This window comes from Oceanobacillus halotolerans (genome assembly GCF_010993955.1).
Lineage (GTDB): Bacteria > Bacillota > Bacilli > Bacillales > Amphibacillaceae > Oceanibacillus_A > Oceanibacillus_A halotolerans.
The window spans coordinates 93,512-120,193 of record NZ_WIXL01000008.1; the positions used below are offsets into that span (position 1 = coordinate 93,512).

The window sequence follows — 26,682 nt, forward strand, 5'->3', positions numbered from 1 at the left end:
GGTGTTATGGATGGAAATAGGATCGAGGCTTAAAGAGGCTAGAGAACAAAAAAATATCTCGCTTGAAGAGTTACAAGAAAAAACAAAAATACAAAAGCGATATTTACAAGCAGTTGAGCAAGGGGATTATCATATTTTACCTGGAACGTTTTATGCAAGAGCATTTATTAAGGAATATGCGGCTGCTGTGGGGCTAAATGGAGATGATTTACTAGAAGAATTTAAAGATGAGCTCCCACAAACAAAAAGTGAAGAAACACCTCAATATACACGAATTCAACGTTCTCGTAAGGATAATCACCCAACAAAACAATCTGCTATATTTTCGATCATCCCAACTGTTATTACAGTTTTATTGGTGATTGGTATTATTTTTGCTGCATGGTATTTTATCCAATTAACCATATCAAATGATGATCAAGAAGATAGAGAACCAGTGGAAGAGTCTGATGATAATGAAATTATTATAAGTGATGAGTCAAATGAGCCAAGTACTGACGATGAGTCAGAATCCACACCAGAAAATGAAGAAGAAAATGATAATCAAGCGGAACAAGACAACTCTGAAGAAGAAGCCAAGGAAATGGAATTACGCGTAGTGGAAGAAGGAACAGGAACCGTACCAGAATCTACATTCGAAGTTGTAAATGGAGCTGATGACATGATACTAACGTTAGAATCAACAGACAATTCATGGCTTGAAGTAAATAATGGAGAGGGAGATACATTTTATAGTAATCCATTTACACCAGAAGAATCACCATTGGAGATCGATATATCAGATGAAGATCGAATTTACTTAAATATAGGAAGTGCTCCAAATCTACAAATTACGATAAATGAGACATTGTTAGAGTACCCTGTTGATCCAGATTCCCATGTGCATCAAAAAATATGGATAAATTTAACGGAATCAACTGAATAACAACCTAGCGTAAACCCTTCCTTCTCTACAACGTGGAAGGGTTTTTATGCAGCATTTAAGGAGGAAAAAGAAACATGAATATACCAAATAAAATTACACTATCCCGTATTTTTTTAATCCCCATTTTCATTGTTTTATTAAGTGTGCCTTTTGATTGGGGAGAATGGAATATTGGAGATGAAACAACAATGCCAGTGGCTCATTTTGCTGCAGCTATATTATTTATCATCGCCTCTACTACAGATTGGATAGATGGCTACTATGCTAGAAAATATAACCTTGTCACCAATCTAGGGAAGTTTTTAGATCCATTAGCAGATAAGCTGCTCGTTTCTGCTGCACTAATATTATTAGTTGAAATTGGCTTGTCACCAGCATGGGTGGTTATCGTTATTATTAGTAGGGAATTTGCTGTTACTGGTCTTCGATTAGTTGCTGCAGGGGAAGGAGTTGTGTTAGCAGCTAGTTCACTAGGAAAATTAAAAACGGTAACACAAATTGTGGCAATTGCAGCTTTATTATTATATAATTTTCCATTTGCCTACATAGGGATTCCATTTGCTACCATTATGTTGTATATTGCTCTCTTCTTTACCATCTGGTCTGGATATGATTATTTTGTTAAAAATTGGCATGTGATGAGGGATTCCAAATGAACATTAGAACGGAAATAATAGCAGTTGGTACAGAACTGTTATTAGGTCAAATTGCAAATACAAATGCACAATGGATATCTCAACAATTAGCGTTAAATGGGATGAGTGTATATTATCACGGAGTTGTAGGAGACAACATAGATCGTGTCTCAGAAGCATTTAATCAGGCACAAAAACGATCTAATATTGTCATTGTAACTGGAGGGTTAGGCCCAACAGAGGATGACTTGACACGGGAGGCATTCCAACTCTTAACAAACATGGAAATTATCGAGCATGAATCTTCTATAAATAAAATTAAGAAATATTTTCAACAGCAACAAATGAAAATGACTCCAAATAATCGTAAACAAGCACATGTATTTAAACAAGCAAAAATACTTGATAATCATGTAGGGATGGCTCCAGGGATGATTGTTGAATATGAGGATACGAAATGGATCTTCCTTCCAGGTGTTCCAAGAGAGATGAAAGCAATGGTATCAGAAGAGGTGATACCATATCTCCAACAGACAACAGGTGTAAAGCAAATTATTCAATCAACAATGCTAAAATTTATTGGTATTGGTGAATCCGTATTGGAAGATGAAATACATGATTTAATTGTAAACCAAACCAATCCAACAATTGCTCCATTAGCACTTAATGAAGGTGTTGCCATTCGATTAACCGCGAAGGCAGATACAACCGAATTTGCGAATCAATTAATTGAACAAATGAAAACAGAAATTTTAAATCGGGTGGGGGACTATTTCTATGGTGTCGATGAAGATACTCTAGCATCTAAAGTAATCACCTTATTAAAAAAACATAACCATTCTATTGGCGCAGCTGAAAGTTTAACAGGTGGGATGTTTACAGATGAAATGATTGCAATACCAGGAGCTTCAACGGTTTGTCGTGGGGGACTTGTTTGTTATCAGCCATTGGTTAAACAAAATGTTTTAGGCGTATCACCTGAGACAATTACAAATTATGGAACAGTAAGTGAACAATGTGCATCCGAAATGGCGACAAAGATTTGTGATATGATGGATGCTGACATTGGAATAAGTTTTACGGGAGTAGCAGGCCCAAACGAGGAAGAAGGAAAACCTATAGGCACCGTATTTATTGGCATTCATGATAAAAGTGGTAATTCAATAGTAAGACAATTTCAACTTCCAGGAGACCGCCAAGAAATAAGAAGGAAAACAATTTTAAAAGGATATGAACTTTTATTTCAGCATTTAAAATAATATATAAAATAGCATTTTCCTAGGATAAAATACTATTTTAATAGGAAAACTTTATTAGAAAGCAAGGGAACACCTATTCGATTATTGCTTGGCAAATTCTTAAAAACAAGTTATGATAGAATTACTTAATTAAAGGAGGTAAGCTCGTTGAGTGATAAAAAACAAGCTTTAGATATGGCTTTACGCCAAATTGAGAAACAGTTCGGAAAAGGTTCGATCATGAAATTAGGGGAACAAGAAGGACAAAAAATTGCAACAATCCCAAGTGGGTCCTTAGCACTAGATGTAGCTTTAGGAATAGGTGGTTATCCTAGAGGTAGAGTGGTTGAAATTTATGGTCCAGAGTCTTCTGGTAAAACAACAGTGGCCTTACATGCGATCGCAGAAGCACAACGTAAAGGGGGACAAGCAGCTTTTATTGATGCTGAGCACGCACTTGACCCAACCTATGCTAGAGCATTAGGTGTGAATATAGAAGAATTATTACTATCTCAACCTGATACAGGAGAACAAGCGTTAGAGATAGCTGAAGCACTTGTTCGCAGTGGTGCGGTCGATATTATTGTGGTAGACTCAGTTGCAGCTTTAGTACCAAAAGCTGAAATTGAAGGTGAAATGGGCGACTCTCACGTTGGTTTACAAGCTCGTTTAATGTCTCAAGCACTTCGAAAACTTTCAGGGGCCATTAATAAATCGAAAACTACCGCTATTTTCATTAACCAAATTCGTGAGAAAGTCGGTGTAATGTTTGGAAATCCTGAAACAACACCAGGTGGTCGAGCACTTAAATTCTATTCGTCTGTAAGACTAGAAGTAAGACGTGCAGAAACATTAAAACAAGGAAATGATATGGTCGGAAATAAGGCTAGAATAAAAGTTGTTAAAAATAAGGTAGCACCACCATTTAAGCAAGCTGAAGTCGACATTATGTATGGCGAAGGGATCTCTAAAGAAGGAGAAATAGTTGACATTGGTTCTGATTTAGATATTGTCCAAAAAAGTGGTGCATGGTATTCCTATCAAGGTGAAAGATTAGGACAAGGAAGAGAAAATGCAAAACAATTTTTAAAAGAAAATGAGGAAATGATGGCCGAAATTCATAGTGAAATTAGAAATCATTATAGTTTAGATGATGATGGATCTGAAACACAAGAAGAAGTCGGACAAGAAACCTTAGATGTATAAACATAAATCATTAGATGCCTTTATTACTGGATACACTAGTAATAGAGGCATTATTGTTTGAATGCGGACCTATATGCTGCAATCTTAAGGTTCAGACAAAGACGCTTTCGTTTACTTTGTTGCTTTTTAACCTCACATCTTATATATTATGCGACTTAAAATAGAGTCTCAATTTCCACAATGCAGCAATAGATTTTCACGCAGTCTCTTATTGGAAGGCTGTTTTCTAAAAGATTGTTGCTTTTTTTAAGTATAAATCATAATGCATAGTTGATGTATTATGCGCAGTAAAAGTTCCTTATTGATTTCCGCTACGGACAGTCGCTTTCACCACGGGCATAAGTGCGACATCTGTTCAAACTTTACGTTTTCACAGTGTCTTCTTTACCGCGGACAGACGCTTTTAGCTTCCTCAATAGAAAAGCGGAAGCGCCTTGGTCACCCCCGATTAGAAAACTTGGCTTTTCGCCAAGTGGCGAAAGCCTTAGTTGCACTTATGCAGTAAGAAATTTTTTCTTATCTGCCAAGCTTAAGTCGAGCCTCGGCGTGGTGCTTTTTGCCACAAAGAGGATTGACTTAAGACCTCGAGGGGGTAGGTGCTGGCCGATGATAAAGCCACGTCCTTATGACTATCGGCACTAGGACGTCCTGTCCGTCGAAGCTAGACACCGGAAGCAAAAACCGCTTCCTGTGGGATCTTCAGCTGTTGTTTTTTCCACAGGAGTCGACTGCCCTACACTCCAATCAACTAGTATATTAGCAATAGCAATGATTAGAAAGAGGACAGCACACATCAGCGAAGGAAAACACGAAGACTCCTGCGGGAAGTAGGAGATAGGTGAGACCCCACAGGGCGCTAGCCCGAGGAGGCTCACCACTCCCCCGCGGAAAGCGTAGTGTTTTTCCGTAGCGAAGCTATGTGCATATCCTAACTACTGCGCATAATATACATTATGCGTCGTAGAAAACAACAAAGTATGCAAAAAGAGCTTATTGGAAAGAGAATGTTGCACTGAGCAGCGGTATCAATTTACTTTCGATCACTTTTCATAACGATTATGCACTGACGAGTAGCCTCAATGCATTTCTGGCTGATTTTCAGATTCAAATGTGCACTGAGCAGCAGCCTCGATTAAATTCTGACTACTCTTCGAACTCGTTTGTATACTGACAAGCAAAGAATGCCAAAACCTATAGTGAACAGTGAACGGTTCTATACATACGATAGTGATCTATCTCCATCTCACTAAAGTATATTTCCGTAGTGATGAGTTACGATACATCACCTAACAACTATTCATTAAAATTTCATACTTGAAAAATACAATCTTTTGGAAAATAATCTACGACAAAAGAGTAATAGAAAGGTAGTGTAGGACATATGGTGCAAAAAAACGCGAAACATGACAAAAAAAGTATATATATAGGAAGGAAGTTGTGACGTTTCCTTGACATTGAGCTGGATGACAATTAAAATTAGTTATGTATAATTTTATAATTTTTATTATACAATTTTTTTCCTTTAACAATCATTAAACATGGTACATGCCGACAATAATGAAATGTAAAAATTTGATAGCAATAGGAGGTGAAAACATGGACAGTCCTTTAATCATCTCCATTTTGCTTACCTTAATCCTAATCGTCGGTATTGTTGTTGGTTATCTGATTCGTAAGTCAATTGCAGAAGCAAAGATTTCCAGTGCGGAAACGTTAGCGAAACAAATTGTTGATGAAGCCCATCGAAATGCAGATGCCGCTAAGAAAGAGGCGCTTCTTGAGGCGAAGGATGAAAATCATAAACTTCGCCAGCAGACAGAAGATGAGTTGCGTGATAGGCGTAATGAAATACAAAAACAAGAAAATCGTCTGATGCAAAAAGAAGAAAGTCTTGATCGAAAAAGTGAAACACTTGATAGTCGTGAGCTCTTGTTAGAGAAAAAGGAACAATCACTAACAGACAAACAACAACAAATTGAAGAAATGGAAAGCAAAGTGGAAGCTATGTTACAAGAGCAGCAAACCGAGCTTGAACGCATTTCAGGATATACTACTGATCAGGCTAAACAAGTTATTTTAGAACGGATTGAGAAGGAAGTATCACATGAGTCAGCGCTTATGATAAAAGAGGCGGAGAATCGCGCGACAGAGGAAGCTGATAAAAAGGCAAAAAATATTCTATCATTAGCCTTACAACGTTGTGCAGCCGATCACGTTGCTGAAACAACTGTATCTGTTGTTAACCTTCCAAATGATGAAATGAAAGGACGAATTATTGGTCGTGAAGGACGTAATATTCGTACACTGGAAACATTAACAGGAATTGATTTAATCATCGATGATACACCAGAAGCTGTTATTTTATCTGGATTCGACCCAATAAGACGTGAAACTGCACGTTTAGCCCTAGAAAAACTAGTACAAGATGGTCGTATTCATCCTGCTAGAATTGAGGAAATGGTGGACAAAGCTAGACGTGAAGTTGATGAATATATACGTGAAATTGGTGAAGAAACAACGTTTGAGGTTGGAGTGCATGGATTGCATCCAGACCTTATTAAAATACTTGGTCGTTTAAAATATCGTACAAGCTATGGTCAAAATGTACTGAAGCATTCAACAGAGGTTGCATACCTTGCTGGGTTACTTGCTGCTGAATTAGGAGAAGATGAAACACTCGCAAGACGAGCTGGATTACTTCATGATATTGGTAAGGCGATTGATCATGAAGTAGAGGGTAGTCATGTTGAAATCGGAAAAGAATTAGCAATGAAATACAAAGAACATGAGGTAGTTATAAATTCCGTTGCATCTCATCACGGAGATGAAGAAGCTACTTCAGTTATCGCTGTATTAGTAGCTGCAGCTGATGCATTATCTGCAGCTCGTCCAGGAGCAAGAAGCGAAACATTAGAAAACTATATCAAACGTTTAGAAAAATTAGAAGAAATCTCGGAATCGTTTGATGGAGTTGAAAAATCCTTTGCAATTCAAGCAGGTAGAGAAATTCGTATTATGGTAAAACCTGATGAAATTGACGATATTGAGTCAGTTCGAATTGCTCGAGATATTCGTAAGAAAATAGAAGGTGACCTTGATTATCCTGGTCATATTAAAGTCACTGTTATTCGAGAAACTAGATCTGTGGAATACGCTAAATAGCATTTATTGTAAATAGAAGTGGTCATATGGCCACTTCTATTTTTTTGCTTATTTTATCCACTATTTTTGACAATAGATATACATATATGAAACACTAATACCATATTAAAAGATAGGATGAGCAAAATATGAAAATATTATTTATTGGTGATATCGTAGGATCCCCAGGTCGAGATATGGTTCAATCTTATTTACCAAAATTAAGGGAAGCCTATCACCCACAAGTAACTATTGTTAATGGGGAAAATGCTGCTTCTGGTAAAGGTATTACAGAAAAGATATACAAACAATTTTTAGAATGGGGTGCTCAGTTAGTTACATTAGGAAATCATACATGGGATAAAAAGGAGATTTTTGAATTTATTGATGATGCCAATAAAATGATAAGACCTGCAAACTTTCCTGAAGGTACTCCAGGCAAAGGATTAGCATTTATTAATGTAAATGGAATGGAAATTGCTGTAATTAATTTGCAGGGTCGTACATTTCTTCCTCCGCTTGATGATCCATTTAGAATGGCCGATAAATTAATAGAAGAAGCAAAGAAACGAACAAATATTATTTTTCTAGATTTTCATGCTGAAGCAACTAGTGAAAAGCAAGCAATGGGGTGGTATGTAGATGGTAGGGTTAGTGCAGTTGTTGGGACACACACGCATACGCAAACAGCAGACGAGCGAATTCTACCACAGGGTACTGGCTATATTACGGATGTGGGTATGACAGGCCCATATGATGGCATACTAGGTGTTGAGAAGGAATCTGTCATGAAACGTTTTTTAACAAATTTACCAGTTCGTTTTGAAATTGATAAAAAAGGACGAACACAATTAAATGGAGTTCTCATAACGATAAATGATCAAACAGGGTTGGCCACCAAGGTAGAACGTATCATCATTAATGATGACCACCCATTCTTCAGCTGATTTATTGAATTTTTTGAATTATTCATGCATAATAAATGTAATAAGCTAACATCTCCAAGAATATAGTAGCAGTAGGACTACATTAGTAAATGAAGGAGGTACTAGTAATGGAAGTATTAAAAGTCTCAGCAAAATCAAATCCAAACTCAGTAGCAGGTGCACTTGCAAATGTCTTACGGGAACGAGGTACAGCGGAGATACAGGCAATAGGAGCTGGTGCATTAAATCAAGCTGTTAAGGCAGTAGCTATCGCTAGGGGATTTGTTGCACCAAGTGGAGTAGACTTGATTTGCATCCCAGCATTTACAGATATCATGATTGATGAAGAAGAGCGAACTGCCATCAAATTAATTGTAGAGCCAAGATAATGGAATGAATGCTATTTAGTGTTACGTATGAATGCGTAACACTTTTTTGTGTCTATCAATAAATAGGCACAGTAATGTTTTAGATTGTGAAATTCGCCATTAGCGTTTATACTTATATAATGTACGTTTATGTAGATTTTATGTGTATATGGAAAGGGGTATCGTCATGAATGAAGAACAACGTAAAGCACAGTCGCAAATCATACAGGTAGATGCCGCGGACAGAAAATCCGGACAGGACAAGCCACTCAGTGAAAAAACAACAGCTGATTTTGCGAAGTATTTTGAAACAACCTATGAACCACCAAATATTAACAAAGCACGGAAGCGTGGTCGTGATGAAGTAAAAGTGCATTATGATTTTGGTATCCCAGAAGATATGGAAAATATAGGAGAAGGAAAAAAATTCTTAATCCGTACATATGGATGTCAAATGAATGAACATGATACCGAAGTAATGGCTGGAATTCTAACGGAAATGGGATATGAAGCAACAGCTGATACAGAGGATGCAGACATTATTTTACTAAATACATGTGCGATCAGGGAAAATGCTGAAAACAAAGTTTTTGGTGAAATAGGCCACTTAAAAGCTCTCAAAAGGGAAAAGCCTGATTTAATTCTAGGTGTATGTGGTTGTATGTCACAGGAAGAATCTGTCGTCAATCGGATTATGAAAAAGCATCCACAAGTTGATTTGATTTTTGGTACACACAATATTCACCGCTTGCCACATTTAGTAAAAGAAGCGATGTTTGGAAAAGAAAAAGTGGTGGAAGTTTGGTCTAAGGAAGGAGACATTATTGAAAACCTTCCGAAAGCGAGAAAAGGAAAAATTAAAGCATGGGTGAACATTATGTACGGTTGTGATAAGTTTTGTACCTACTGTATTGTTCCGATGACTCGTGGGAAAGAACGTAGTAGAAGACCAGAAGACATTATTCAAGAGGTTCGTCATTTAGCAGCACAAGGTTATCAAGAGGTAACTTTATTAGGACAAAATGTAAATGCGTATGGAAAAGATTTTGAAAATATGGATTATACCTTTGGTGATCTAATGAATGACATGCATAAGATTGATATTCCACGTGTAAGATTTACCACATCTCATCCTAGAGATTTTGATGATCATTTAATTGAAGTATTGGCTAAGGGTGGTAATCTTCTTGATCATATCCATTTACCTGTACAGTCTGGTAGTAGTGAAGTATTGAAGAAAATGAATCGTAAATATACACGAGAAGATTACTTAGAATTGGTGCGTAAGATTAGAAAGGCAATGCCTAATGCAACATTAACAACTGATATCATTGTCGGTTTCCCTAATGAAACAGAAGAACAATTTGAGGAAACCATGTCACTTATGGAGGAAGTAGGTTTTGAGTCAGCCTTTACATTTATCTATTCCCCACGTGAAGGTACTCCAGCAGCGCGAAAAAAGGATGATGTTCCAGAAGAAGTGAAGAAACAACGCTTATACCGTTTAAATGAACTTGTGAATAAGCAGTCTGCTGAATCGATGATGGCCTATAAAGATAAAGTTGTGAAAGTACTTGTCGAAGGGGAAAGCAAAAAAGACCCAGATATTTTAGCAGGCTATACAGAAAGAAATAAACTGGTTAATTTCAAAGGACCTAAATCTGCTATTGGAAAAATTGTTGATGTTAAAATAACAGATGCAAAAACTTGGTCATTAGATGGTATAATGGTAGAAAATACAGTAGAGGTGAACTAACATGGCTGAATACACACGAAAACAAATATTAGATGAGGCGAAAAATTTAGCAACGATGCTTGCGAGTACAGAAGAAATTGATCGTTTTAAGCAAGTGGAAGCAAAAATAAATGAAAACCAAAAGGTCCAACAATTAATTAGTCGCATTAAAGCATTACAAAAACAAGCAGTAAACTTCCAAGCATATGGGAAGTCAGAAGCACTGAAAAAGGTGGAGGCAGAAATTGATAGGCTCCAAGAAGAAATTGATGCTATTCCAGTAGTACAGGAATTTAAAGAAACACAAGTTGTTGTTAATGACATCTTACAACTTGTTTCCGGTACAATTGCACGGGAAGTAACCAATAATGTTATATCCTCTACTGGTGGCGATCTGTTATCTGGTAATACTGGCTCAAAAGCACAAAATAGCACCACATGCGGCTATTAATCGCTATATAATGAAACCGAGTATCAAGGTGAATCCTTGATACTCGGTTTTTTTACTACAATAATCTAATCCTCTAAATAAATATAGGCACTAGCTATGATCTGTTTTCATAGGATGTTATTAAGATTGTAGTTTTTTAATCTCCAACTTAAATATGGAGATTTTAAAGTGCCTAATACACTTTCATAGAAACACTATGCACTTTAGGTATTTGTCTTGCATAAAATGACTATGAAAAATGAGGAGGGTAACGTCATATGAGTTTTCTTGATAACGATTATAGAGAAATCATTACAAAGGCTGTGTGTGGTAAAGGCCGTAAATTTACGCAAGCAACTCACAATGTTTCACCGTCACATAGGCCATCAAGCATTTTGGGTTGCTGGGTAATTAATCATTTATATAATGCGAAAAAGAAGTCAGATGATACGGTTGAAGTGAGTGGCAGCTACGATATTAATATATGGTATTCGTACAACGATAATACAAAAACAGAAGTTGTAACAGAACGAGTAACGTATACAGATACTATTCCTTTATCCGTAAAGGATGATAATACGCTAAATGATGAATATGATGTGATTGCAAAAGTACTACAACAACCGAATTGCTTAGAGTGCAAAATAGCAAATCAAGGACAAAAAATTATCGTTGAAATTGAACGTGAATTTTTAGTTCAAATTATTGGCGAAACAAAAGTAGCTGTTAAAGTAGATCCAGATGGTGCTAAAGTTGCAGACGATGATGATGATTGGGATTTTGAATTAACAGATGATGAATTAAGTGATGTCAATCCAGATTTTCTTGATGAAGAAAGCAGTAAAGAATCATAAAATTACGAGGTCATTCCTCGTAATTTTTTTTGATATTGGAAATTATAAAAAATAGAGTTGAGGGTTACTGAACAACAGGAACAGCCACGTCCAGGACCAGCACTAAAGCTGTAGCGAGACTTCCCTCACCTCCGTACGACGACCAGGAGGGTCTAGTAACGGCGTCGGTCACAGGACGTGAGGAGTATTTAGCCGATAAAGCGGGCATCGACTCCTACAGGGGAATGTTCGACTAAGACCGTCACTTTGCGCGACAAGATCAAACCACCTGGCATGGCTAGGAGCAGTCCGTACGTCGGTAACCGAGTGTTTCTAACTTTTGTTCCACGTTAGGAAAGTATAAAATTATAGCTAAGAAGTGGACTCGACGTGGTCAAAATTTTAATGTCCCAAGTATAAGAAAAACGAACACATTTGCTAAAGGACGAGCGAATGTGAGTTTTTCTAATGATTATAATACGCAGATCCTACAAATTCTGTCGCAACTAGTCGCCTATAAATAGGAAAATATGATATAATTTTAGAATAATAATGTAGTTTTTGGAGGATTAAGCATGGCAAAAAATACACCGATGATGGAACAATATTTAAAAATAAAAGCGGATTACCAAGATGCATTTTTGTTTTTTCGCTTAGGTGACTTTTACGAAATGTTCTTTGATGATGCGATAAAGGCTGCAAGAGAATTAGAAATTACATTAACAAAACGAGATGCCAATCAAAAAGAACCAGTTCCGATGTGTGGGGTTCCGTATCATTCAGCTACCAATTACATAAAAAATTTGGTGGATAAAGGCTATAAAGTTGCAATCTGTGAGCAAGTTGAAGATCCAAAAGTAGCGAAAGGTGTTGTCAAAAGGGAAGTTGTTCAGCTTATCACTCCAGGAACGGTTATCGAAAGTAACATGTTAACGGAACAAGAAAATAATTATATTGCAAGCATCTCCCATTTTGACGATGGGACATTTGCAATTGCCTATAACGATATATCAACAGGAGAAAATAGTATTGCGCTAATTGAACAGGGTTGGGATCGGGTAATCCATGAATTATTTAACCAGCCAACGAAAGAGGTTGTTATTTCCTCCTCATTACCAGAATCCTTACAACATGATTTAAAAGCGAAATTACAGGTGACCATATCTTATCAAGATGAAATCACATTTAATGCGGAGTATCGTCATCTTTGTGATAATCTAGATGATGAACGATTGATGAAAGCATTTAGCCGACTGTTAAACTATATTCAATACACACAGCGTCGGTCATTAGATCATCTGCAAACCGCAAATGTCATTGAATTGAATGAGTACCTTTCATTAGATATGTATTCCAAACGAAACTTAGAATTAACGGAAACTATTTTAAAAAAAGGAAAACACGGAAGTTTGTTATGGGTCTTAGATCAAACCGTAACAGCAATGGGGTCCCGAAAATTAAAAAAATGGATCGAACGACCATTATTATCGAAATACCAAATTGAATCACGATTAGAAATTGTCGAGGCATTTCTCCATGCATTTATGGAACGTGATACCTTAAGGGAAATATTAAAGTCTGTTTATGATTTAGAACGGTTAGCAGGGCGAATAGCATTTGGAAATGTCAATGCGCGTGACTTAATTCAATTAAAACAGTCTTTAGTGAGAATACCTGAGTTACAATCTTTATTAATGCAATTTCCAGAAACGTCTTTTCAACAGTTAGCAAAAGAATTAACCATTCCAGAAGATATTGTGACATTACTAGAAGCTAGTATTATAGATGAACCTCCTATTTCTATTAAAGAGGGGTCTATCATAAAGGATGGTTATCATGAAAAACTAGATACTTACCGTGATGCAACAAGAAACGGAAAACAATGGATTGCCGAATTAGAACAAAAAGAAAGACAGGCAACAAATATTAAGTCGTTAAAAATAGGCTATAACCGGGTGTTTGGATATTATATTGAAGTAACAAAAGCAAATCTGCATTTATTGCCGGAAGATCGCTATGAGCGAAAACAAACCTTAACAAATGCTGAACGATATATTACACCAGAACTAAAAGAAAAAGAAAGTATCATATTAGAAGCAGAGGAAAAAAGTGTTGCATTGGAATATGAGCTTTTTATCGAAATACGTGATCAAATTAAAGAATATATCCCAACGATTCAACATTTAGCTGACCTGGTAAGTAAAATAGATGTCCTACAGTCATTTGCAACGGTAAGTGAACAAAATCATTATAAGCGGCCTCGATTTACAGGTAATACATTACAGATAAAAAATGGAAGACACCCTGTTGTCGAGCAAGTAATGCAAGATGGTTCCTTTGTACCAAATGACGTTACGTTAGATCGAAATACAAATATACTATTAATTACTGGACCTAATATGTCAGGGAAAAGTACCTATATGAGACAGTTAGCATTAACAGCAATTATGGGCCAAATCGGCTGTTTTGTTCCGTGTGATGAAGCAGATTTAATTATTTTCGATAAAATCTTTACACGCATTGGTGCAGCTGATGATTTAGTGTCTGGTCAGAGTACGTTTATGGTGGAAATGTTAGAGGCGAAAAATGCACTAAGTAATGCAACTGATAAAAGTTTAATTTTATTAGACGAAATTGGCCGTGGGACAAGCACGTATGATGGAATGGCTTTAGCTCAGGCGATTGTAGAATATATTCATCATCATGTTGGTGCAAAAACACTATTTTCAACCCATTATCATGAATTAACCGCATTAGAAGAAAGTTTAAATAAATTGAAAAATATACATGTACGAGCTGAAGAATATGAAGGAAATGTTGTATTTTTACACCAAATTGAAGAAGGTGCTGCAGATCAAAGTTATGGGATTCATGTTGCCAAACTAGCAGACTTACCCGAATCGTTAATAGAACGTGCTCGCACTATTTTGAAAGAGTTAGAAACAAAAGATACAAGTAATATAGTTGAGGAGTCAGGTGAGACGAGTCAATTATCTTTCTTTATAGAAGATGAAAAAGAAACTATTTCGACAAACAGTCAACAGGAATCTAATCTCAATCAAAAAATAGTACAGGCCTTGGCTGATATAGATCTATTTGACATGACACCGTTGGATGCGATGAATGAATTGCATCGACTACAAAAAAAGATTAAAAGAGGATCATAGAAAGGACTGTTTTTTCGATGACTATCTATCAACTGCCTGATTCACTTGCAAATAAGATTGCAGCTGGTGAAGTAGTTGAACGCCCTGCTTCCGTTGTAAAAGAATTAGTTGAAAATAGTATTGATGCAAAAAGTACATGGATTAAAGTGGATCTAATGGAAGCTGGTTTGCAGCAAATTAAAATAACAGATAACGGGATTGGGATGGATGACGAGGATGTACAAAAGGCTTTCTTGCGCCATGCTACCAGTAAAATTAAAAATGAAACAGATTTATTTCATGTGAAAACACTCGGTTTCCGTGGTGAAGCTTTGGCTAGTATTGCAGCAGTTAGTAAATTAACCATTAAAACGTCTAAAGGTAATGAGGCAGGAACACTTCTAACTTTAGAAGGTGGAAAAATTGTAAAAAGAGAAAAGAGTGACGCACGCCAAGGTACAGAAGTTAACGTGGAAAGTCTCTTTTATAATACACCAGCTCGTTTAAAATATATGAAAACAATTCATACAGAGCTCGGTCACATTACAGACTTGTTAAATCGCTTAGCATTATCTCATCCAGGAATACGGTTTGAAGCAACACATAACGGAAAGCAGCTATTTAAGACAACTGGTTCTAATGACTTACTTCAAGTTATTGCCAATGTTTACGGCATGGGAGTAGCAAGGCAAATGCTTCCCATCCAAAAAGAAACATTAGATTTTTCGATTAGTGGATATATTGCTAAACCAGAAATCACAAGGGCTTCACGAAATTATATATCCACCATTATAAATGGTCGTTATATTAAGAGCCTTTCGTTAACAAAGGCGATCATGCAGGGGTATCATACATTGCTTCCTATAGGTAGAAATCCAATTGTTGTTTTATCAATTGATATGGATCCAATTCTAGTCGATGTAAATGTACATCCTACCAAATTAGAAGTTCGTTTTAGTAAAGAGAAGGAATTGTTTGAAGCAATGAAAGATGGGATTCAATCGAAGTTTCGAGAAATCACGTTAATTCCAGAAATGGAAAAATCTAACCAACAAAGTAATTATCGGTCAGAACAGCATTCTTTCAATCTAGACCAATATACTACAACAGATGCAGAGCAAATACAAGAGAACGATCAAAGTTGGGATAGAAGAGCTTTTACTGAAGCTGACCAGACAACAATCATGTCTCCATCCTCGACAACCAGTGAATCCTCACAAATGAATGAAGAACTGCAGGATTTAGCTATTTACGATAATAAAATTCCTACTTCTGTTGCACCAGCAAAAGAAGTGCAACAAACAACAGAAAAAAGAGAACGAGTACCAACGATGTATCCAATCGGTCAATTACATGGAACTTATATTTTAGCGCAAAATGATGACGGTCTCTACATGATTGATCAACATGCTGCACAGGAACGTATTAAATATGAGTTTTTTAAAGAAAAATTAGGTCGACCAATCAATGAGTCACAGGAATTATTGATCCCTTTAACGTTTGAATTCTCCAAGCAGGAAGCAATTATCATTGACCATTATAAAGAAGACTTAGAACATGTAGGGATATTTTTAGAGCCTTTTGGCAATCAAAGCTATATTATTCGTTCCTATCCCACATGGTTTCCTAAAGGATTTGAAGAGGAAGTTCTAAGGGAGATAGTGGAACAAGTAATGAAAGAAGAGAAAATTAACATTGAATCTATTCGAGAAGAAGCAGCCATTTTAATGTCATGTAAACGCTCCATTAAGGCGAATCATTATCTGAATCATGACGACATGTTTCGGTTATTAGAAGATTTACGCAGCACTACAGATCCATTTACTTGTCCACATGGCCGACCAATTATTGTACACTTTTCGTCTTATGAGTTGGAAAAAATGTTTAAGCGTGTTATGTAAGCGAATGGTATAATTTATATGCACCTTGGCAATCCTAATAGAAAAAATGACAAGGTGTGTATGCAACGATGGAGAATCAAAAATTAATTAACTTTCTCAATCAACTTTTATCAAACTATACCGTTATGTATATAAAATTACATCGGTATCATTGGTTTGTCCAAGGGAGACATTTTTTCACGTTACATGAAAAATTTGAAGAAATGTATAATATGTTTGCAGATCAAATAGATGAAGTGGCTGAACGTATTTTAATGATAGATGGTAAGCCATTAGCTACAATGTCTAAATATTTAAAGGAAACAACACTAGAAGAAGCGACTGCTGACGATAAAGAAGATGAAATGATTGCACAACTCAAAGCTGACTATGAACAAATCATTAAAGAAATAAAAGAAGAAGGACTCCCTCTTGCATCAGAAAGAAAAGATGAGCCAACTGCTGATATGTTGATTGGACAACAAGCTGCTTTTGAAAAGTATTTTTGGATGTTACAAGCATATCGTGCATATGAATAGGAATTTTATATAGGGGAATACGCATGAAAAAAACGATAATTGCAATAGTTGGACCTACTGCTGTAGGAAAAACAAAATTAAGTATTGAAATTGCTAAACAATTTAATGGTGAAATTATTAGTGGGGATTCCATGCAAGTATATAGAGGGATGGATATCGGGACAGCCAAAATTAAAGAACACGAAAAACAAGGAATCCCACATTATCTAATTGATAGTTTAGATCCACATGAATCATTCTCGGTTGCCGATTTCCAGTCCTCTGTCAACGATCATATTGAAGAAATCACTTCCAGAAACAAGTTACCTATAATTGTTGGTGGAAGTGGTTTATACATACAAGCAGCGTTATTTGACTATAATTTCGCAGATGAAAAAAGAGATCCCACTATAACCAAAAAATTCGAAAGCATTATTGCAAAACAAGGAATTAAGCCTTTATATGAGCAGTTAAAAAGAGTAGATCCTGAAGAGGCTTCTAAGATTCATCCTAATAATCATCGCCGTGTTGTACGTGCACTTGAAATAGTTGAAACAACAGGAAAAACAAAGTCTCAATTACAGGAAGAACAAAATCAATCATCACCATATAATGTTATTCTTATTGGACTGGAAATGGATCGACAGCTACTCTATGAACGAATAAACCTGCGAATTGATCAAATGGTTGCAGATGGATTGGTAGAGGAAGTACGTACACTATATAAACAAGGTTTACAAAATGCTCAATCTATGAAAGCAATTGGTTATAAGGAATTTATTCCATTTTTTAAAGGAGAACAGGAGCTCGAACATTGTATCGACATTCTCAAACGTAATTCAAGAAGGTATGCAAAACGCCAATACACTTGGTTTAAAAATAAAATGGATATCACTTGGTATACGGTAGAACCTAATACAATTAATGAAAAATTTGGAATTATATTAAGAGACTTGGCAGGAATCTTAAAAGATAAGTAGAAATAATAATATATAGATAGAAAAGAGGAGGAAATAATACGATGGCGCAATCGGTAAATATTCAAGACCAATATTTAAATCAACTTAGAAAGGACCACATTTCGGTAACCGTATTTTTAACGAATGGATTTCAATTAAGGGGGATTTTGAAAGCATTTGATAATTTTACGGTATTATTAGAAACGGATGGAAAACAACAATTAATCTATAAACATGCAATTTCAACATTTGCCCCTAGTAGAAATGTAACATTGGAAAAGGAATAGCGTAAATTATAACGGACGCTCTTATGTGTCCGTTTTTTAGTTGATACAGTAGTTCTCCTGATGTTTTCGAATTGGTATATAGGCGTTTGTCACAATTTTATTCATCTCTACGTATAATATCGTGACTAAGGGGTGATGATGTGGGAACGCAAAAATTACAAAAACGAAATGGTCAAATCAATATTGTGTTAAATAATAAAATAAAAGAAAACATTGAGGAACCAACACACGTTTATGATGCATATGATAATCCGTTTAGCCATATAGAAAAAGAATTTGCTCCCTTTATCGGGTTAGACCATTTAAAACAGACAATCAAAGAAATTTATGCCACAATTGTGATTAATCAAAGACGTAATGAATTAGGATTAAAAGCGAATAGTCAGGTCCTCCACATGTTATTTAAAGGAAATCCTGGTACTGGGAAAACAACGGTTGCTAGGAAATTAGCGAAATTATACTTTGATATGAATTTATTGTCCAAAGGGCATTTCATTGAAGCAGAAAGAGCAGATTTAGTTGGGGAATATATCGGCCAAACAGCACAAAAAACCCGCGCCATTATCCAAAAATCAATGGGTGGTATGCTTTTTATTGATGAAGCATATTCATTAGGTCGTGGTGGCGAGAAAGACTTTGGAAAAGAAGCAATTGATACATTAGTCAAACATATGGAAGACCACCATAATGATTTTGTCCTTGTGTTAGCAGGGTATCCAAACGAGATGGAACGCTTTCTTATGTTAAACCCAGGACTAAAATCACGTTTTCCGTTTATTTTAGATTTTGATGACTATAATGTTAATCAATTGGTAGAGATAGCAAAACAAATGGTAACATTAAGGGAATATGAACTGACCAAAGAGGCTGAATGGAAATTACGAAATCATTTACATCATAAAATACAACAAAAAGAGCGAAATTTTGCAAATGCTCGTTATGTGCGCAATGTTATGGAACAATCTATTCGAAAACACGCGGTTCGACTACTACACGCTAGATCTTATACAACAGAAGACTTAATTAAACTTAGAGGTAGTGATTTATGCTTTGACCATGGCAATTAGCATGTTTGACAACGATTGTGATGCAATTTATTCTTTACAAAGATAACTACAATACCATGGAACAACATTTCACATGAAAGAGGGTAAATACATGACAGAGACAGTACTAATCATTGCGGTTAAAAAACCGAATCAAACAGAACAACGATTCCAATCCTCTTTAGACGAATTAATATCATTAAGTCAAACAGCAGGTGGATCGGTCGAAAAGGTTATTACCCAAAAGAGAGACCGAATCCATCCTGCCCACTATATTGGAACAGGTAAACTTCATGAAATCAAAGACTTTGTACAAGAATTAGCCATCGATTTGGTAATTGCAAATGATGAGCTATCTGCAGGTCAATCGCGAAATTTGGCAAATGAACTAGGTGTCCCACTTGTAGATAGAAGCCAGCTTATTTTAGATATATTTGCACAACGAGCACAAACAAAGGAAGGGAAACTTCAAGTAGAATTGGCGCAATTAGAATATCTACTACCAAGACTTCATGGACAAGGACAAGCAATGTCTAGATTAGGCGCTGGAATCGGTACACGTGGTCCAGGTGAAACAAAACTTGAAACCGATCAACGACATATTAGACGAAGAATTTATGATATAAAACGTCGCCTGCAGCAAGTAGTGAACCAACGAGAGCAATATCGGCAAAGAAGGAAAATGAATCAAGCTTTTCAAATAGCGATTGTTGGGTATACCAATGCCGGTAAATCAACATTATTTAATCGATTAACAAACGAAAATGCATTAGAGGAAAACCAGTTATTCGCTACATTAGATCCTTTAACACGACAAATTCAACTGCCATCAGGATTTCATACACTATTAACGGATACGGTAGGATTTATACAAGATTTACCAACAACATTAGTTGCCGCCTTTCGTTCTACATTAGAAGAAGTAACAGAGGCAGACTTCATTTTACATGTTGTGGATGCTTCCCATCAGGATAACCAACAACATCAAAAGACGGTAATGAATTTATTAGAGGAATTGGATGCTAATACCATTCCAATGTTAACCGTTTATAATAAACGGGACCTTTTAGACGATTCCTTTATCCCAATGTTGCACCCAAATATTCAAATAAGTGCTTATTCAGAGGAAGATATAAAATCACTAACACAGAAGATCGAAACGGTATTAAAAAGCGATTGGGAATGGTACTCCATTCAAATTGAACCCAATGAAGGGAAGCTTTTACACCGATTGGACCATGAATCGATCGTAACAGAACGTTATTTTGATAACGAATCAGAGTGTTACCATGTTACAGGATATGTAGAAAAGGATTCACCATTACTAAATCAACTAAAGGAGTAAACAGATAAAAGCGATGATTGAACAATTAATGACACAAGCAGAAAATGATGTTGCTACACAACATAAAGCAGTACAACAAATTGTTTTAACAAATCAAAAACGAGTGTTAGAAGCGTTTCAACATAATCGAGTAAGCGACACCCATTTTAATTCAACAACTGGTTATGGATATGATGATATCGGTCGGGATACATTAGAATCTATTTATGCAGATGTATTTGGTGGAGAAGCTGCTATTGTACGCCCGCAACTTGTCTCTGGAACCCATGCAATATCAACTACATTATTTGGACTATTACGGCCAGGGGATGAATTAATTTATATTACAGGTAAGCCATATGATACCCTACAATCTGTTATAGGCTATGATGTTGAGAATGCAGGATCATTAAAGGAATATCACATTAACTATAAAGAGATTCCTTTACAAAATGGAAATGAAATAAATTACCCAGCCATAAAGTCTAATATTACCAAGAATACAAAAGTAATTGCGATCCAACGTTCTAAAGGATATGATGAAAGACCATCTTTTACTATTAATGACATTCAAGAGATGGTTCAATTTGTGAAATCGATAAATGAAAATATCGTTATATTTGTTGATAATTGTTATGGAGAGTTCGCCGAAACAAAGGAACCTTTACATGTTGGCGCTGATATTATGGCAGGTTCGCTAATTAAAAATCCAGGTGGTGGAATTGTTCGAACAGGTGGTTATATTGTTGGACGTGAAGAGTTACTTAATCAATGTGCTAATCGATTAACTGCCCCTGGCTTGGGAAAGGAAACAGGAGCAACTTTACATATGCTTCAAGAAATGTTTCAAGGGTTCTTTTTAGCACCTCATATAGTTGGAGAAGCATTAAAGGGAGCTATTTTGACGTCCCGTTTTTTAGAGTTAGTTGGATTTAAAACAACACCAGATTATGTATCAACACGAACCGATTTGATCCAGTCTGTCTCATTTGACACAGCTGAACAAATGGTTGCCTTTTGTCAATCTATTCAATTAAGTTCACCGATCAATTCATATGTAACACCACAGCCTAGTCCCATGCCTGGATATAAAGATAAAGTCATTATGGCTGCAGGAACATTTATTCAAGGTGCAAGCCTTGAATTAACAGCTGATGGACCAATACGATATCCATATACCGCTTTTGTACAAGGTGGCTTAACCTATGAGCATGTAAAGATTGCCCTGCAAAATGCCATTCAACATTTACAAAATAAAGACTATATATCACTTTAATCCTTAATATATACACGCAGACTCCTGGCTCGTCGGCTAACATCGGTCACGTCCTGTGGCAGGCGCCGACACTAGAACGTCCTCGCAAAAGAAAGATACTTTTGCTTCGTGCGATGTTTCGCTGTCGAAGCTTTCCTTGTCCTGTTTGTCGAAACTAGCCTAAGAGACCCCTCATGCGAGGGTACGAGTGAGGAGGCTCGCGGGGAGTCCGTGGTAAAGTAGACACTGTGAAACGAACAGTTGAACAGATGTCGCACTTATGCCCATGGTGAAAGCGAAGTGTATTCCCAGAACGGATAAACTCACTAAACATCGCCTTAATTTACTGCAATATAGATTATGCAATGCAGAAAACAACAAAGTATGCGAAAAGAGCTTAACTATAAAGCGTGATTCTTTTTACGCTTTATATTATTTTTTATTTTTATGTAAGAAAACCTCACATATACTTGACAATATACCTAACATGTTTTAAAATAATAACCAATTAAAGGAAAGGGGTTATCGAAATGGATGATCAAGAACGCCGTTCAATGCCCTTATTTTCAATAGGTACAGTAAAAAAACTAACCGAGTTGACAGCAAGACAGATTCGCTATTATGAAGAACATTGGTTAATCACCCCAGAACGAACAGAAGGAAATCAACGATTGTTTTCATTTAATGATGTAGACAAATTACTGGAAATAAAAGATTACTTAGACAAAGGTCTTAATTTAGCAGGAATTAAATTATTGTTAAATGAAGATACAAGTTTAAAGGAAGAAACAACGAAGAAGGAAAAAGATTTATCTAAAACTCAACTACGAAAGGTTTTAAAACAAGAGCTAAATGATGCTGGTCGCTATGGGAAGACAACACTAAGGCAAGGGGAATTAGCTAGATTTTTTGTTAAATATTAATAAAGTATTAGGAAAATCATTTTCTTTAATACTTTTATTTATACAATTATAGGAGGAGAAATGATGGGATCAAACTTTACCAAAGAACAAATCAAGGAGAAGATAAAGGAGGAAAATGTTCGCTTTATTCGCCTACAGTTCACAGATATGTTAGGAACGATTAAAAATGTAGAAATTCCACTTAGTCAATTAGATAAGGCGTTGGACAACAAGATGATGTTTGATGGGTCTTCTATTGAAGGTTTTGTTCGTATTGAAGAATCTGACATGTACTTATATCCAGATTTAGATACATTTGTTGTATTTCCATGGACTTCAGAAAAAGGAAAAGTAGCACGCTTTATTTGTGACATATATAATCCCGATGGTACTCCATTTGAAGGATGCCCAAGATATAATTTAAAACGTAATCTCAAGAAAATGGAAGAATTAGGTTTTGATGCATTTAATATTGGAACAGAACCAGAGTTTTTCCTATTTAAATTAGATGAAAAAGGAGATCCTTCATTAGAGCTAAACGACCATGGTGGATACTTTGACTTGGCTCCAACTGATTTAGGGGAAAATTGTCGTCGCGATATTGTTTTAGAATTAGAAGAAATGGGATTTGAAATAGAAGCATCTCACCATGAGGTAGCTCCTGGTCAACATGAGATTGATTTTAAATATTCTGATGCTGTGAAACATGCAGATGATATTCAAACCTTTAAATTAGTGGTTAAAACAATAGCTAGAAAACATAATCTACATGCTACATTTATGCCAAAACCACTCTTTGGTGTGAACGGATCTGGTATGCATACCAACATGTCCTTGTTTAAAAAAGGCGAGAATGCATTTTTTAAAGAGGATGGTGATAGGCAATTAAGTGATACAGCATATCAGTTTATTGCGGGAATCATTAAACATGCGACAAACTTTACCGCAGTTACAAACCCTACCGTCAATTCATATAAGCGATTGGTACCTGGCTATGAAGCACCATCTTACGTTGCATGGTCTGGTGCGAATAGAAGTCCATTACTGCGTATCCCTAATTCGCGTGGGGTAAGTACACGTGTTGAAGTACGTAGTGTTGATCCAACTGCTAACCCTTATTTAGCATTAGCTACTTTATTAGCAGCTGGGTTGGATGGTGTAGAAAATAAACTAACACCACCTGCAGCAGTTGACCGTAATATTTATGTAATGGATCGTGAAGAGCGCGAAAAACAAGGCATTAAAGATTTACCTGCAACACTTATCGAAGCCTTGAATGAACTGAAATCTGATCCTGTAATTGTTGAAGCTCTAGGTGATCATCTTTATGAACATTTCTTAGAAGCAAAAGAAATTGAATGGGATATGTTCCGTACGACTGTACACCCATGGGAACGTGAGCAATATTTAAACTCTTATTAAACTAACATTTAACGCATTAAAGCCCTCATTCATCAGATTGAGGGCTTTTTACATTAGTTAGGATTATTGAATATGCCTATATAGTCCGATTACTTTTCCTAAAATAGTAACATTTTGATAGATTAACGGATCCATTGTTGCATTTTCAGGTTGTAAACGAATATGATCCTTTTCTTTAAAGAATCGTTTAACCGTCGCTTCTTCTTCATCTGTCATCGCTACAACAATATCTCCATTTTGAGCTGTACTTTGCTGTTTTACAATTACTTTATCACCATCAAGAATACCAGCTTCTATCATACTTTCACCTTCAATAACTAGTACGAATAGATTATCATCAGGACCTGCACTAGAGCTAGGTAATGGAATATATTCTTCAATGTTTTCCACTGCTGTAATAGGAATACCTGCTGTTACCTTTCCAATAACAGGAGCAAAGCGTGCATCATCTTTGGGGATATTATTGTCAGCAGAAAGATCAATTACCTCAATAGCTCTTGGTTTCGTAGGGTCTCTTCGTATAAACCCTTTGCTTTCTAGTCGTGAAAGGTGACCATGTACAGTTGAACTAGAAGCCAAACCAACTGCCTCCGCAATTTCTCGAACAGATGGTGGGTATCCTTTGTTATTTACTTCTTCTTTTATGTATTCCAATATAGATTGTTGTCTTTTTGAAAGTTTTGTCATCTATCAAACACCTCACGCATAGGATTTATTACTAGTAGTTTACCATCTCTATTTACAATAAGCAAACATTCGTTCGAAAAAACTATTGACAAGACCGTATGTTCGTGTATAATCATAATTAGAAATATCGAACAAAGGTTCTTATTTTGAGAAAGGACTGGTTATTCTATGTTTAAAAATATTTCAAAAATAGATATGTTTTATCTAGTTTCATTTGCATTAGCATTAGTATTTTTATACGTTTGCATGATTACAAGTGCATAAGGGAGATAGTGAGAATTTTTATGAAAGCAATCATTTATTGTAGAGTAAGTACCGATAAGACAACACAAGAGACCTCTTTAAAAAGACAACAGGAAGAACTTAGTAAACTTGCAAATCGACACAACATGACTGTTGTAGAAAATATTTCAGAACAAAGAAGTGGCTATGATATTGATCGAGATGGTATTTTTAAAATGTTAGAGCTTTTTTCGATGAAATATGCAGAATGCTTATTAATTCAAGATGAAACAAGGCTAGGACGAGGAAATACTAAAATTGCACTTTTCCATCAACTACAGAAAATGAATATTTCTATTTTTACTACAACCCATGATGGGGAATTGATATTATCAGAATCTGATTCGATGGTTTTACAAATTGTTGGAATCGTAGAGGAATATCAACGAAAAATTCATAATGCAAAAATTAAAAGAGGAATGCAAAAAGCTATACATAACGGATATAATCCAAGTAAAAATCTATCAAATCACTCAAAAGCACCAGGTAGAGAACGACTCGAATTTCCAATTAGTGAAGTTGTTCGCTTACGGCAAAACAACCTAACATTTGAAGAAATAGCTCGTACATTAACAAACCTTGGATACAATGTTTCGAAAGCAACTGTACATAGACGATATCAAGAATACCTTAATACTTGAATATCCAAAGCATGATGCGTAATATTAAAAGGCAAGAGCACTCATAATGTTCTTGTTTTTTTATTGGTTTAAGGGAGGTTTTTTTATGATTTCAAAGGAAAAGTTAAACCGTATAAATGAATTATCTAAGAAATCAAAACAAACAGGTTTAACCGAAAAGGAAAAAAAGGAACAACAAGCACTGCGCCAAGAATATTTAAAAAATGTACGTAAGTCCTTTAAAAATCAGTTTAAGACAATGACTGTTATTGATCCCAAAGGAAATGATGTTACACCTAAAAAGGTGAAGGAATTACAACAACAAGAGGATGAACATGAATAATTTTGCCCCTGTATCAAAAAATATACTAAATGTGTAGAAATTGTTAACGATATATGAATTTATTTTTTTCTGCCACCAATATAGCTTGTTACCCATTTATATTCATTATAGAATTAATTTGGATATACGATTTAATAATTGAAAGGGGATTTAATAATGGCTGAAAATATCGAACAACTATCCATCAATACGATACGCACACTATCCATTGATGCCATCCAAAATGCCAACTCCGGTCATCCAGGTTTACCAATGGGTGCTGCACCAATGGCATATACCTTGTGGACTGATTTCATGAATCATAACCCAAAAAATTCGAAATGGTTTAACCGAGATAGATTTGTCCTATCTGCTGGACATGGCTCTATGCTTTTATATAGCTTACTTCATCTATCAGGTTATGACGTGAGCATGGATGATTTAAAGGCATTTCGTCAGTGGGATTCCAAAACACCTGGACACCCAGAAGTACATCATACAGACGGAGTTGAAGCAACAACTGGCCCATTAGGCCAAGGGATTGCCATGTCTGTTGGAATGGCTATGGCAGAAGCACACCTTGCTGCAACCTATA

Annotated in this window: 23 protein-coding genes and 1 pseudogene; 23 read left to right on the plus strand and 1 reads right to left on the minus strand. The window is 35.9% G+C overall.

Annotated features, from left to right (window positions below; all coding sequences use genetic code 11):
• The first annotated feature begins 10 nt into the window (after window positions 1–10).
• From GHC26_RS10825 to glnA, 20 genes are all read left to right on the plus strand, one after another.
• Window positions 11–925: a helix-turn-helix domain-containing protein gene (locus GHC26_RS10825; protein WP_163971285.1), complete on the plus strand. Its 915-nt coding sequence runs from the start codon at window positions 11–13 to the stop codon at window positions 923–925.
• Window positions 926–999: 74 nt separating this feature from the next.
• On the plus strand, window positions 1,000–1,581 hold the full coding sequence (pgsA, locus tag GHC26_RS10830; RefSeq protein ID WP_163971286.1) for a CDP-diacylglycerol--glycerol-3-phosphate 3-phosphatidyltransferase: 582 nt from the start codon (window positions 1,000–1,002) through the stop codon (window positions 1,579–1,581).
• Window positions 1,578–2,819, plus strand: a complete 1,242-nt coding sequence (locus GHC26_RS10835; protein WP_163971287.1) for a competence/damage-inducible protein A — start codon at window positions 1,578–1,580, stop codon at window positions 2,817–2,819. The genes pgsA and GHC26_RS10835 overlap by 4 nt, the downstream gene beginning before the upstream one ends.
• A gap of 147 nt (window positions 2,820–2,966) precedes the next feature.
• A complete protein-coding gene (gene recA, locus GHC26_RS10840; RefSeq protein ID WP_163971288.1) occupies window positions 2,967–4,004 on the plus strand; it encodes a recombinase RecA in 1,038 nt (345 codons plus the stop codon).
• Window positions 4,005–5,600: 1,596 nt separating this feature from the next.
• Window positions 5,601–7,166: a ribonuclease Y gene (gene rny, locus GHC26_RS10845; RefSeq protein WP_163971289.1), complete on the plus strand. Its 1,566-nt coding sequence runs from the start codon at window positions 5,601–5,603 to the stop codon at window positions 7,164–7,166.
• A gap of 128 nt (window positions 7,167–7,294) precedes the next feature.
• Window positions 7,295–8,092: a TIGR00282 family metallophosphoesterase gene (locus GHC26_RS10850; RefSeq protein WP_163971290.1), complete on the plus strand. Its 798-nt coding sequence runs from the start codon at window positions 7,295–7,297 to the stop codon at window positions 8,090–8,092.
• Between the two features lie 107 nt (window positions 8,093–8,199).
• On the plus strand, window positions 8,200–8,460 hold the full coding sequence (locus GHC26_RS10855; RefSeq protein WP_163971291.1) for a stage V sporulation protein S: 261 nt from the start codon (window positions 8,200–8,202) through the stop codon (window positions 8,458–8,460).
• 166 nt (window positions 8,461–8,626) lie between these two features.
• Window positions 8,627–10,195, plus strand: coding sequence for a tRNA (N6-isopentenyl adenosine(37)-C2)-methylthiotransferase MiaB (gene miaB / locus GHC26_RS10860; protein ID WP_163971292.1), 1,569 nt, complete (start codon window positions 8,627–8,629; stop codon window positions 10,193–10,195).
• Window position 10,196: 1 nt separating this feature from the next.
• Entirely contained in the window at window positions 10,197–10,625 is a 429-nt protein-coding gene (locus GHC26_RS10865) for a RicAFT regulatory complex protein RicA family protein (RefSeq protein ID WP_163971293.1), read from the plus strand.
• Between the two features lie 257 nt (window positions 10,626–10,882).
• Window positions 10,883–11,458 carry an outer spore coat protein CotE gene (locus tag GHC26_RS10870; protein ID WP_163971294.1) on the plus strand — a complete coding sequence of 192 codons (576 nt, stop codon included), beginning with the start codon at window positions 10,883–10,885 and terminating at the stop codon, window positions 11,456–11,458.
• A 554-nt stretch (window positions 11,459–12,012) separates the two neighbouring features.
• Window positions 12,013–14,604, plus strand: a complete 2,592-nt coding sequence (mutS, locus tag GHC26_RS10875; protein WP_163971295.1) for a DNA mismatch repair protein MutS — start codon at window positions 12,013–12,015, stop codon at window positions 14,602–14,604.
• Window positions 14,605–14,621: 17 nt separating this feature from the next.
• Window positions 14,622–16,484, plus strand: coding sequence for a DNA mismatch repair endonuclease MutL (gene mutL, locus GHC26_RS10880; RefSeq protein WP_163971296.1), 1,863 nt, complete (start codon window positions 14,622–14,624; stop codon window positions 16,482–16,484).
• A 68-nt stretch (window positions 16,485–16,552) separates the two neighbouring features.
• Window positions 16,553–17,002 carry a Dps family protein gene (locus GHC26_RS10885; RefSeq protein WP_163971297.1) on the plus strand — a complete coding sequence of 150 codons (450 nt, stop codon included), beginning with the start codon at window positions 16,553–16,555 and terminating at the stop codon, window positions 17,000–17,002.
• Between the two features lie 23 nt (window positions 17,003–17,025).
• Complete coding sequence (miaA, locus tag GHC26_RS10890) at window positions 17,026–17,961, plus strand: tRNA (adenosine(37)-N6)-dimethylallyltransferase MiaA (protein ID WP_163971298.1); 936 nt, start codon at window positions 17,026–17,028, stop codon at window positions 17,959–17,961.
• Between the two features lie 41 nt (window positions 17,962–18,002).
• Entirely contained in the window at window positions 18,003–18,227 is a 225-nt protein-coding gene (gene hfq / locus GHC26_RS10895; protein WP_163971299.1) for an RNA chaperone Hfq, read from the plus strand.
• A gap of 140 nt (window positions 18,228–18,367) precedes the next feature.
• Window positions 18,368–19,294 (plus strand): stage V sporulation protein K, encoded by a 927-nt coding sequence (spoVK, locus tag GHC26_RS10900; RefSeq protein ID WP_163971300.1) that lies wholly within the window; start codon window positions 18,368–18,370, stop codon window positions 19,292–19,294.
• A gap of 91 nt (window positions 19,295–19,385) precedes the next feature.
• Entirely contained in the window at window positions 19,386–20,618 is a 1,233-nt protein-coding gene (gene hflX / locus GHC26_RS10905; protein WP_163971301.1) for a GTPase HflX, read from the plus strand.
• A gap of 13 nt (window positions 20,619–20,631) precedes the next feature.
• Window positions 20,632–21,873 carry a methionine gamma-lyase family protein gene (locus GHC26_RS10910; protein WP_163971302.1) on the plus strand — a complete coding sequence of 414 codons (1,242 nt, stop codon included), beginning with the start codon at window positions 20,632–20,634 and terminating at the stop codon, window positions 21,871–21,873.
• A gap of 509 nt (window positions 21,874–22,382) precedes the next feature.
• Window positions 22,383–22,775, plus strand: a complete 393-nt coding sequence (locus tag GHC26_RS10915; RefSeq protein WP_163971303.1) for a MerR family transcriptional regulator — start codon at window positions 22,383–22,385, stop codon at window positions 22,773–22,775.
• A gap of 63 nt (window positions 22,776–22,838) precedes the next feature.
• Window positions 22,839–24,176 (plus strand): type I glutamate--ammonia ligase, encoded by a 1,338-nt coding sequence (glnA, locus tag GHC26_RS10920; RefSeq protein WP_163971304.1) that lies wholly within the window; start codon window positions 22,839–22,841, stop codon window positions 24,174–24,176.
• A 63-nt stretch (window positions 24,177–24,239) separates the two neighbouring features.
• Here the strand turns inward: glnA and lexA are convergent, their stop codons facing one another.
• On the minus strand, window positions 24,240–24,863 hold the full coding sequence (lexA, locus tag GHC26_RS10925) for a transcriptional repressor LexA (protein WP_163971305.1): 624 nt from the start codon (window positions 24,861–24,863) through the stop codon (window positions 24,240–24,242).
• Between the two features lie 284 nt (window positions 24,864–25,147).
• Here lexA and GHC26_RS10930 point away from each other — a divergent pair, with 284 nt between their 5' ends.
• The 3 genes and pseudogenes from GHC26_RS10930 to GHC26_RS10940 all read left to right on the plus strand — a co-directional run.
• Window positions 25,148–25,786: a YneB family resolvase-like protein gene (locus GHC26_RS10930; protein WP_163971306.1), complete on the plus strand. Its 639-nt coding sequence runs from the start codon at window positions 25,148–25,150 to the stop codon at window positions 25,784–25,786.
• An 85-nt stretch (window positions 25,787–25,871) separates the two neighbouring features.
• Complete coding sequence (locus tag GHC26_RS10935; protein WP_163971307.1) at window positions 25,872–26,108, plus strand: DUF896 domain-containing protein; 237 nt, start codon at window positions 25,872–25,874, stop codon at window positions 26,106–26,108.
• 156 nt (window positions 26,109–26,264) lie between these two features.
• A pseudogene (locus GHC26_RS10940) lies at window positions 26,265–26,682 on the plus strand (transketolase); the annotation flags it as partial.

Bases quoted from the DNA above. Each gene is read 5' to 3' on its own strand.
- GHC26_RS10825 (WP_163971285.1), top strand. From the start codon at position 11: ATGGAAATAGGATCGAGGCTTAAAGAGGCTAGAGAACAAAAAAATATC.
- pgsA (WP_163971286.1), top strand. From the start codon at position 1,000: ATGAATATACCAAATAAAATTACACTATCCCGTATTTTTTTAATCCCC.
- GHC26_RS10835 (WP_163971287.1), top strand. From the start codon at position 1,578: ATGAACATTAGAACGGAAATAATAGCAGTTGGTACAGAACTGTTATTA.
- rny (WP_163971289.1), top strand. From the start codon at position 5,601: ATGGACAGTCCTTTAATCATCTCCATTTTGCTTACCTTAATCCTAATC.
- GHC26_RS10850 (WP_163971290.1), top strand. From the start codon at position 7,295: ATGAAAATATTATTTATTGGTGATATCGTAGGATCCCCAGGTCGAGAT.
- GHC26_RS10855 (WP_163971291.1), top strand. From the start codon at position 8,200: ATGGAAGTATTAAAAGTCTCAGCAAAATCAAATCCAAACTCAGTAGCA.
- miaB (WP_163971292.1), top strand. From the start codon at position 8,627: ATGAATGAAGAACAACGTAAAGCACAGTCGCAAATCATACAGGTAGAT.
- GHC26_RS10865 (WP_163971293.1), top strand. From the start codon at position 10,197: ATGGCTGAATACACACGAAAACAAATATTAGATGAGGCGAAAAATTTA.
- GHC26_RS10870 (WP_163971294.1), top strand. From the start codon at position 10,883: ATGAGTTTTCTTGATAACGATTATAGAGAAATCATTACAAAGGCTGTG.
- mutS (WP_163971295.1), top strand. From the start codon at position 12,013: ATGGCAAAAAATACACCGATGATGGAACAATATTTAAAAATAAAAGCG.
- mutL (WP_163971296.1), top strand. From the start codon at position 14,622: ATGACTATCTATCAACTGCCTGATTCACTTGCAAATAAGATTGCAGCT.
- GHC26_RS10885 (WP_163971297.1), top strand. From the start codon at position 16,553: ATGGAGAATCAAAAATTAATTAACTTTCTCAATCAACTTTTATCAAAC.
- miaA (WP_163971298.1), top strand. From the start codon at position 17,026: ATGAAAAAAACGATAATTGCAATAGTTGGACCTACTGCTGTAGGAAAA.
- hfq (WP_163971299.1), top strand. From the start codon at position 18,003: ATGGCGCAATCGGTAAATATTCAAGACCAATATTTAAATCAACTTAGA.
- hflX (WP_163971301.1), top strand. From the start codon at position 19,386: ATGACAGAGACAGTACTAATCATTGCGGTTAAAAAACCGAATCAAACA.
- GHC26_RS10910 (WP_163971302.1), top strand. From the start codon at position 20,632: ATGATTGAACAATTAATGACACAAGCAGAAAATGATGTTGCTACACAA.
- GHC26_RS10915 (WP_163971303.1), top strand. From the start codon at position 22,383: ATGGATGATCAAGAACGCCGTTCAATGCCCTTATTTTCAATAGGTACA.
- glnA (WP_163971304.1), top strand. From the start codon at position 22,839: ATGGGATCAAACTTTACCAAAGAACAAATCAAGGAGAAGATAAAGGAG.
- lexA (WP_163971305.1), bottom strand. From the start codon at position 24,863: ATGACAAAACTTTCAAAAAGACAACAATCTATATTGGAATACATAAAA.
- GHC26_RS10930 (WP_163971306.1), top strand. From the start codon at position 25,148: ATGAAAGCAATCATTTATTGTAGAGTAAGTACCGATAAGACAACACAA.
- GHC26_RS10935 (WP_163971307.1), top strand. From the start codon at position 25,872: ATGATTTCAAAGGAAAAGTTAAACCGTATAAATGAATTATCTAAGAAA.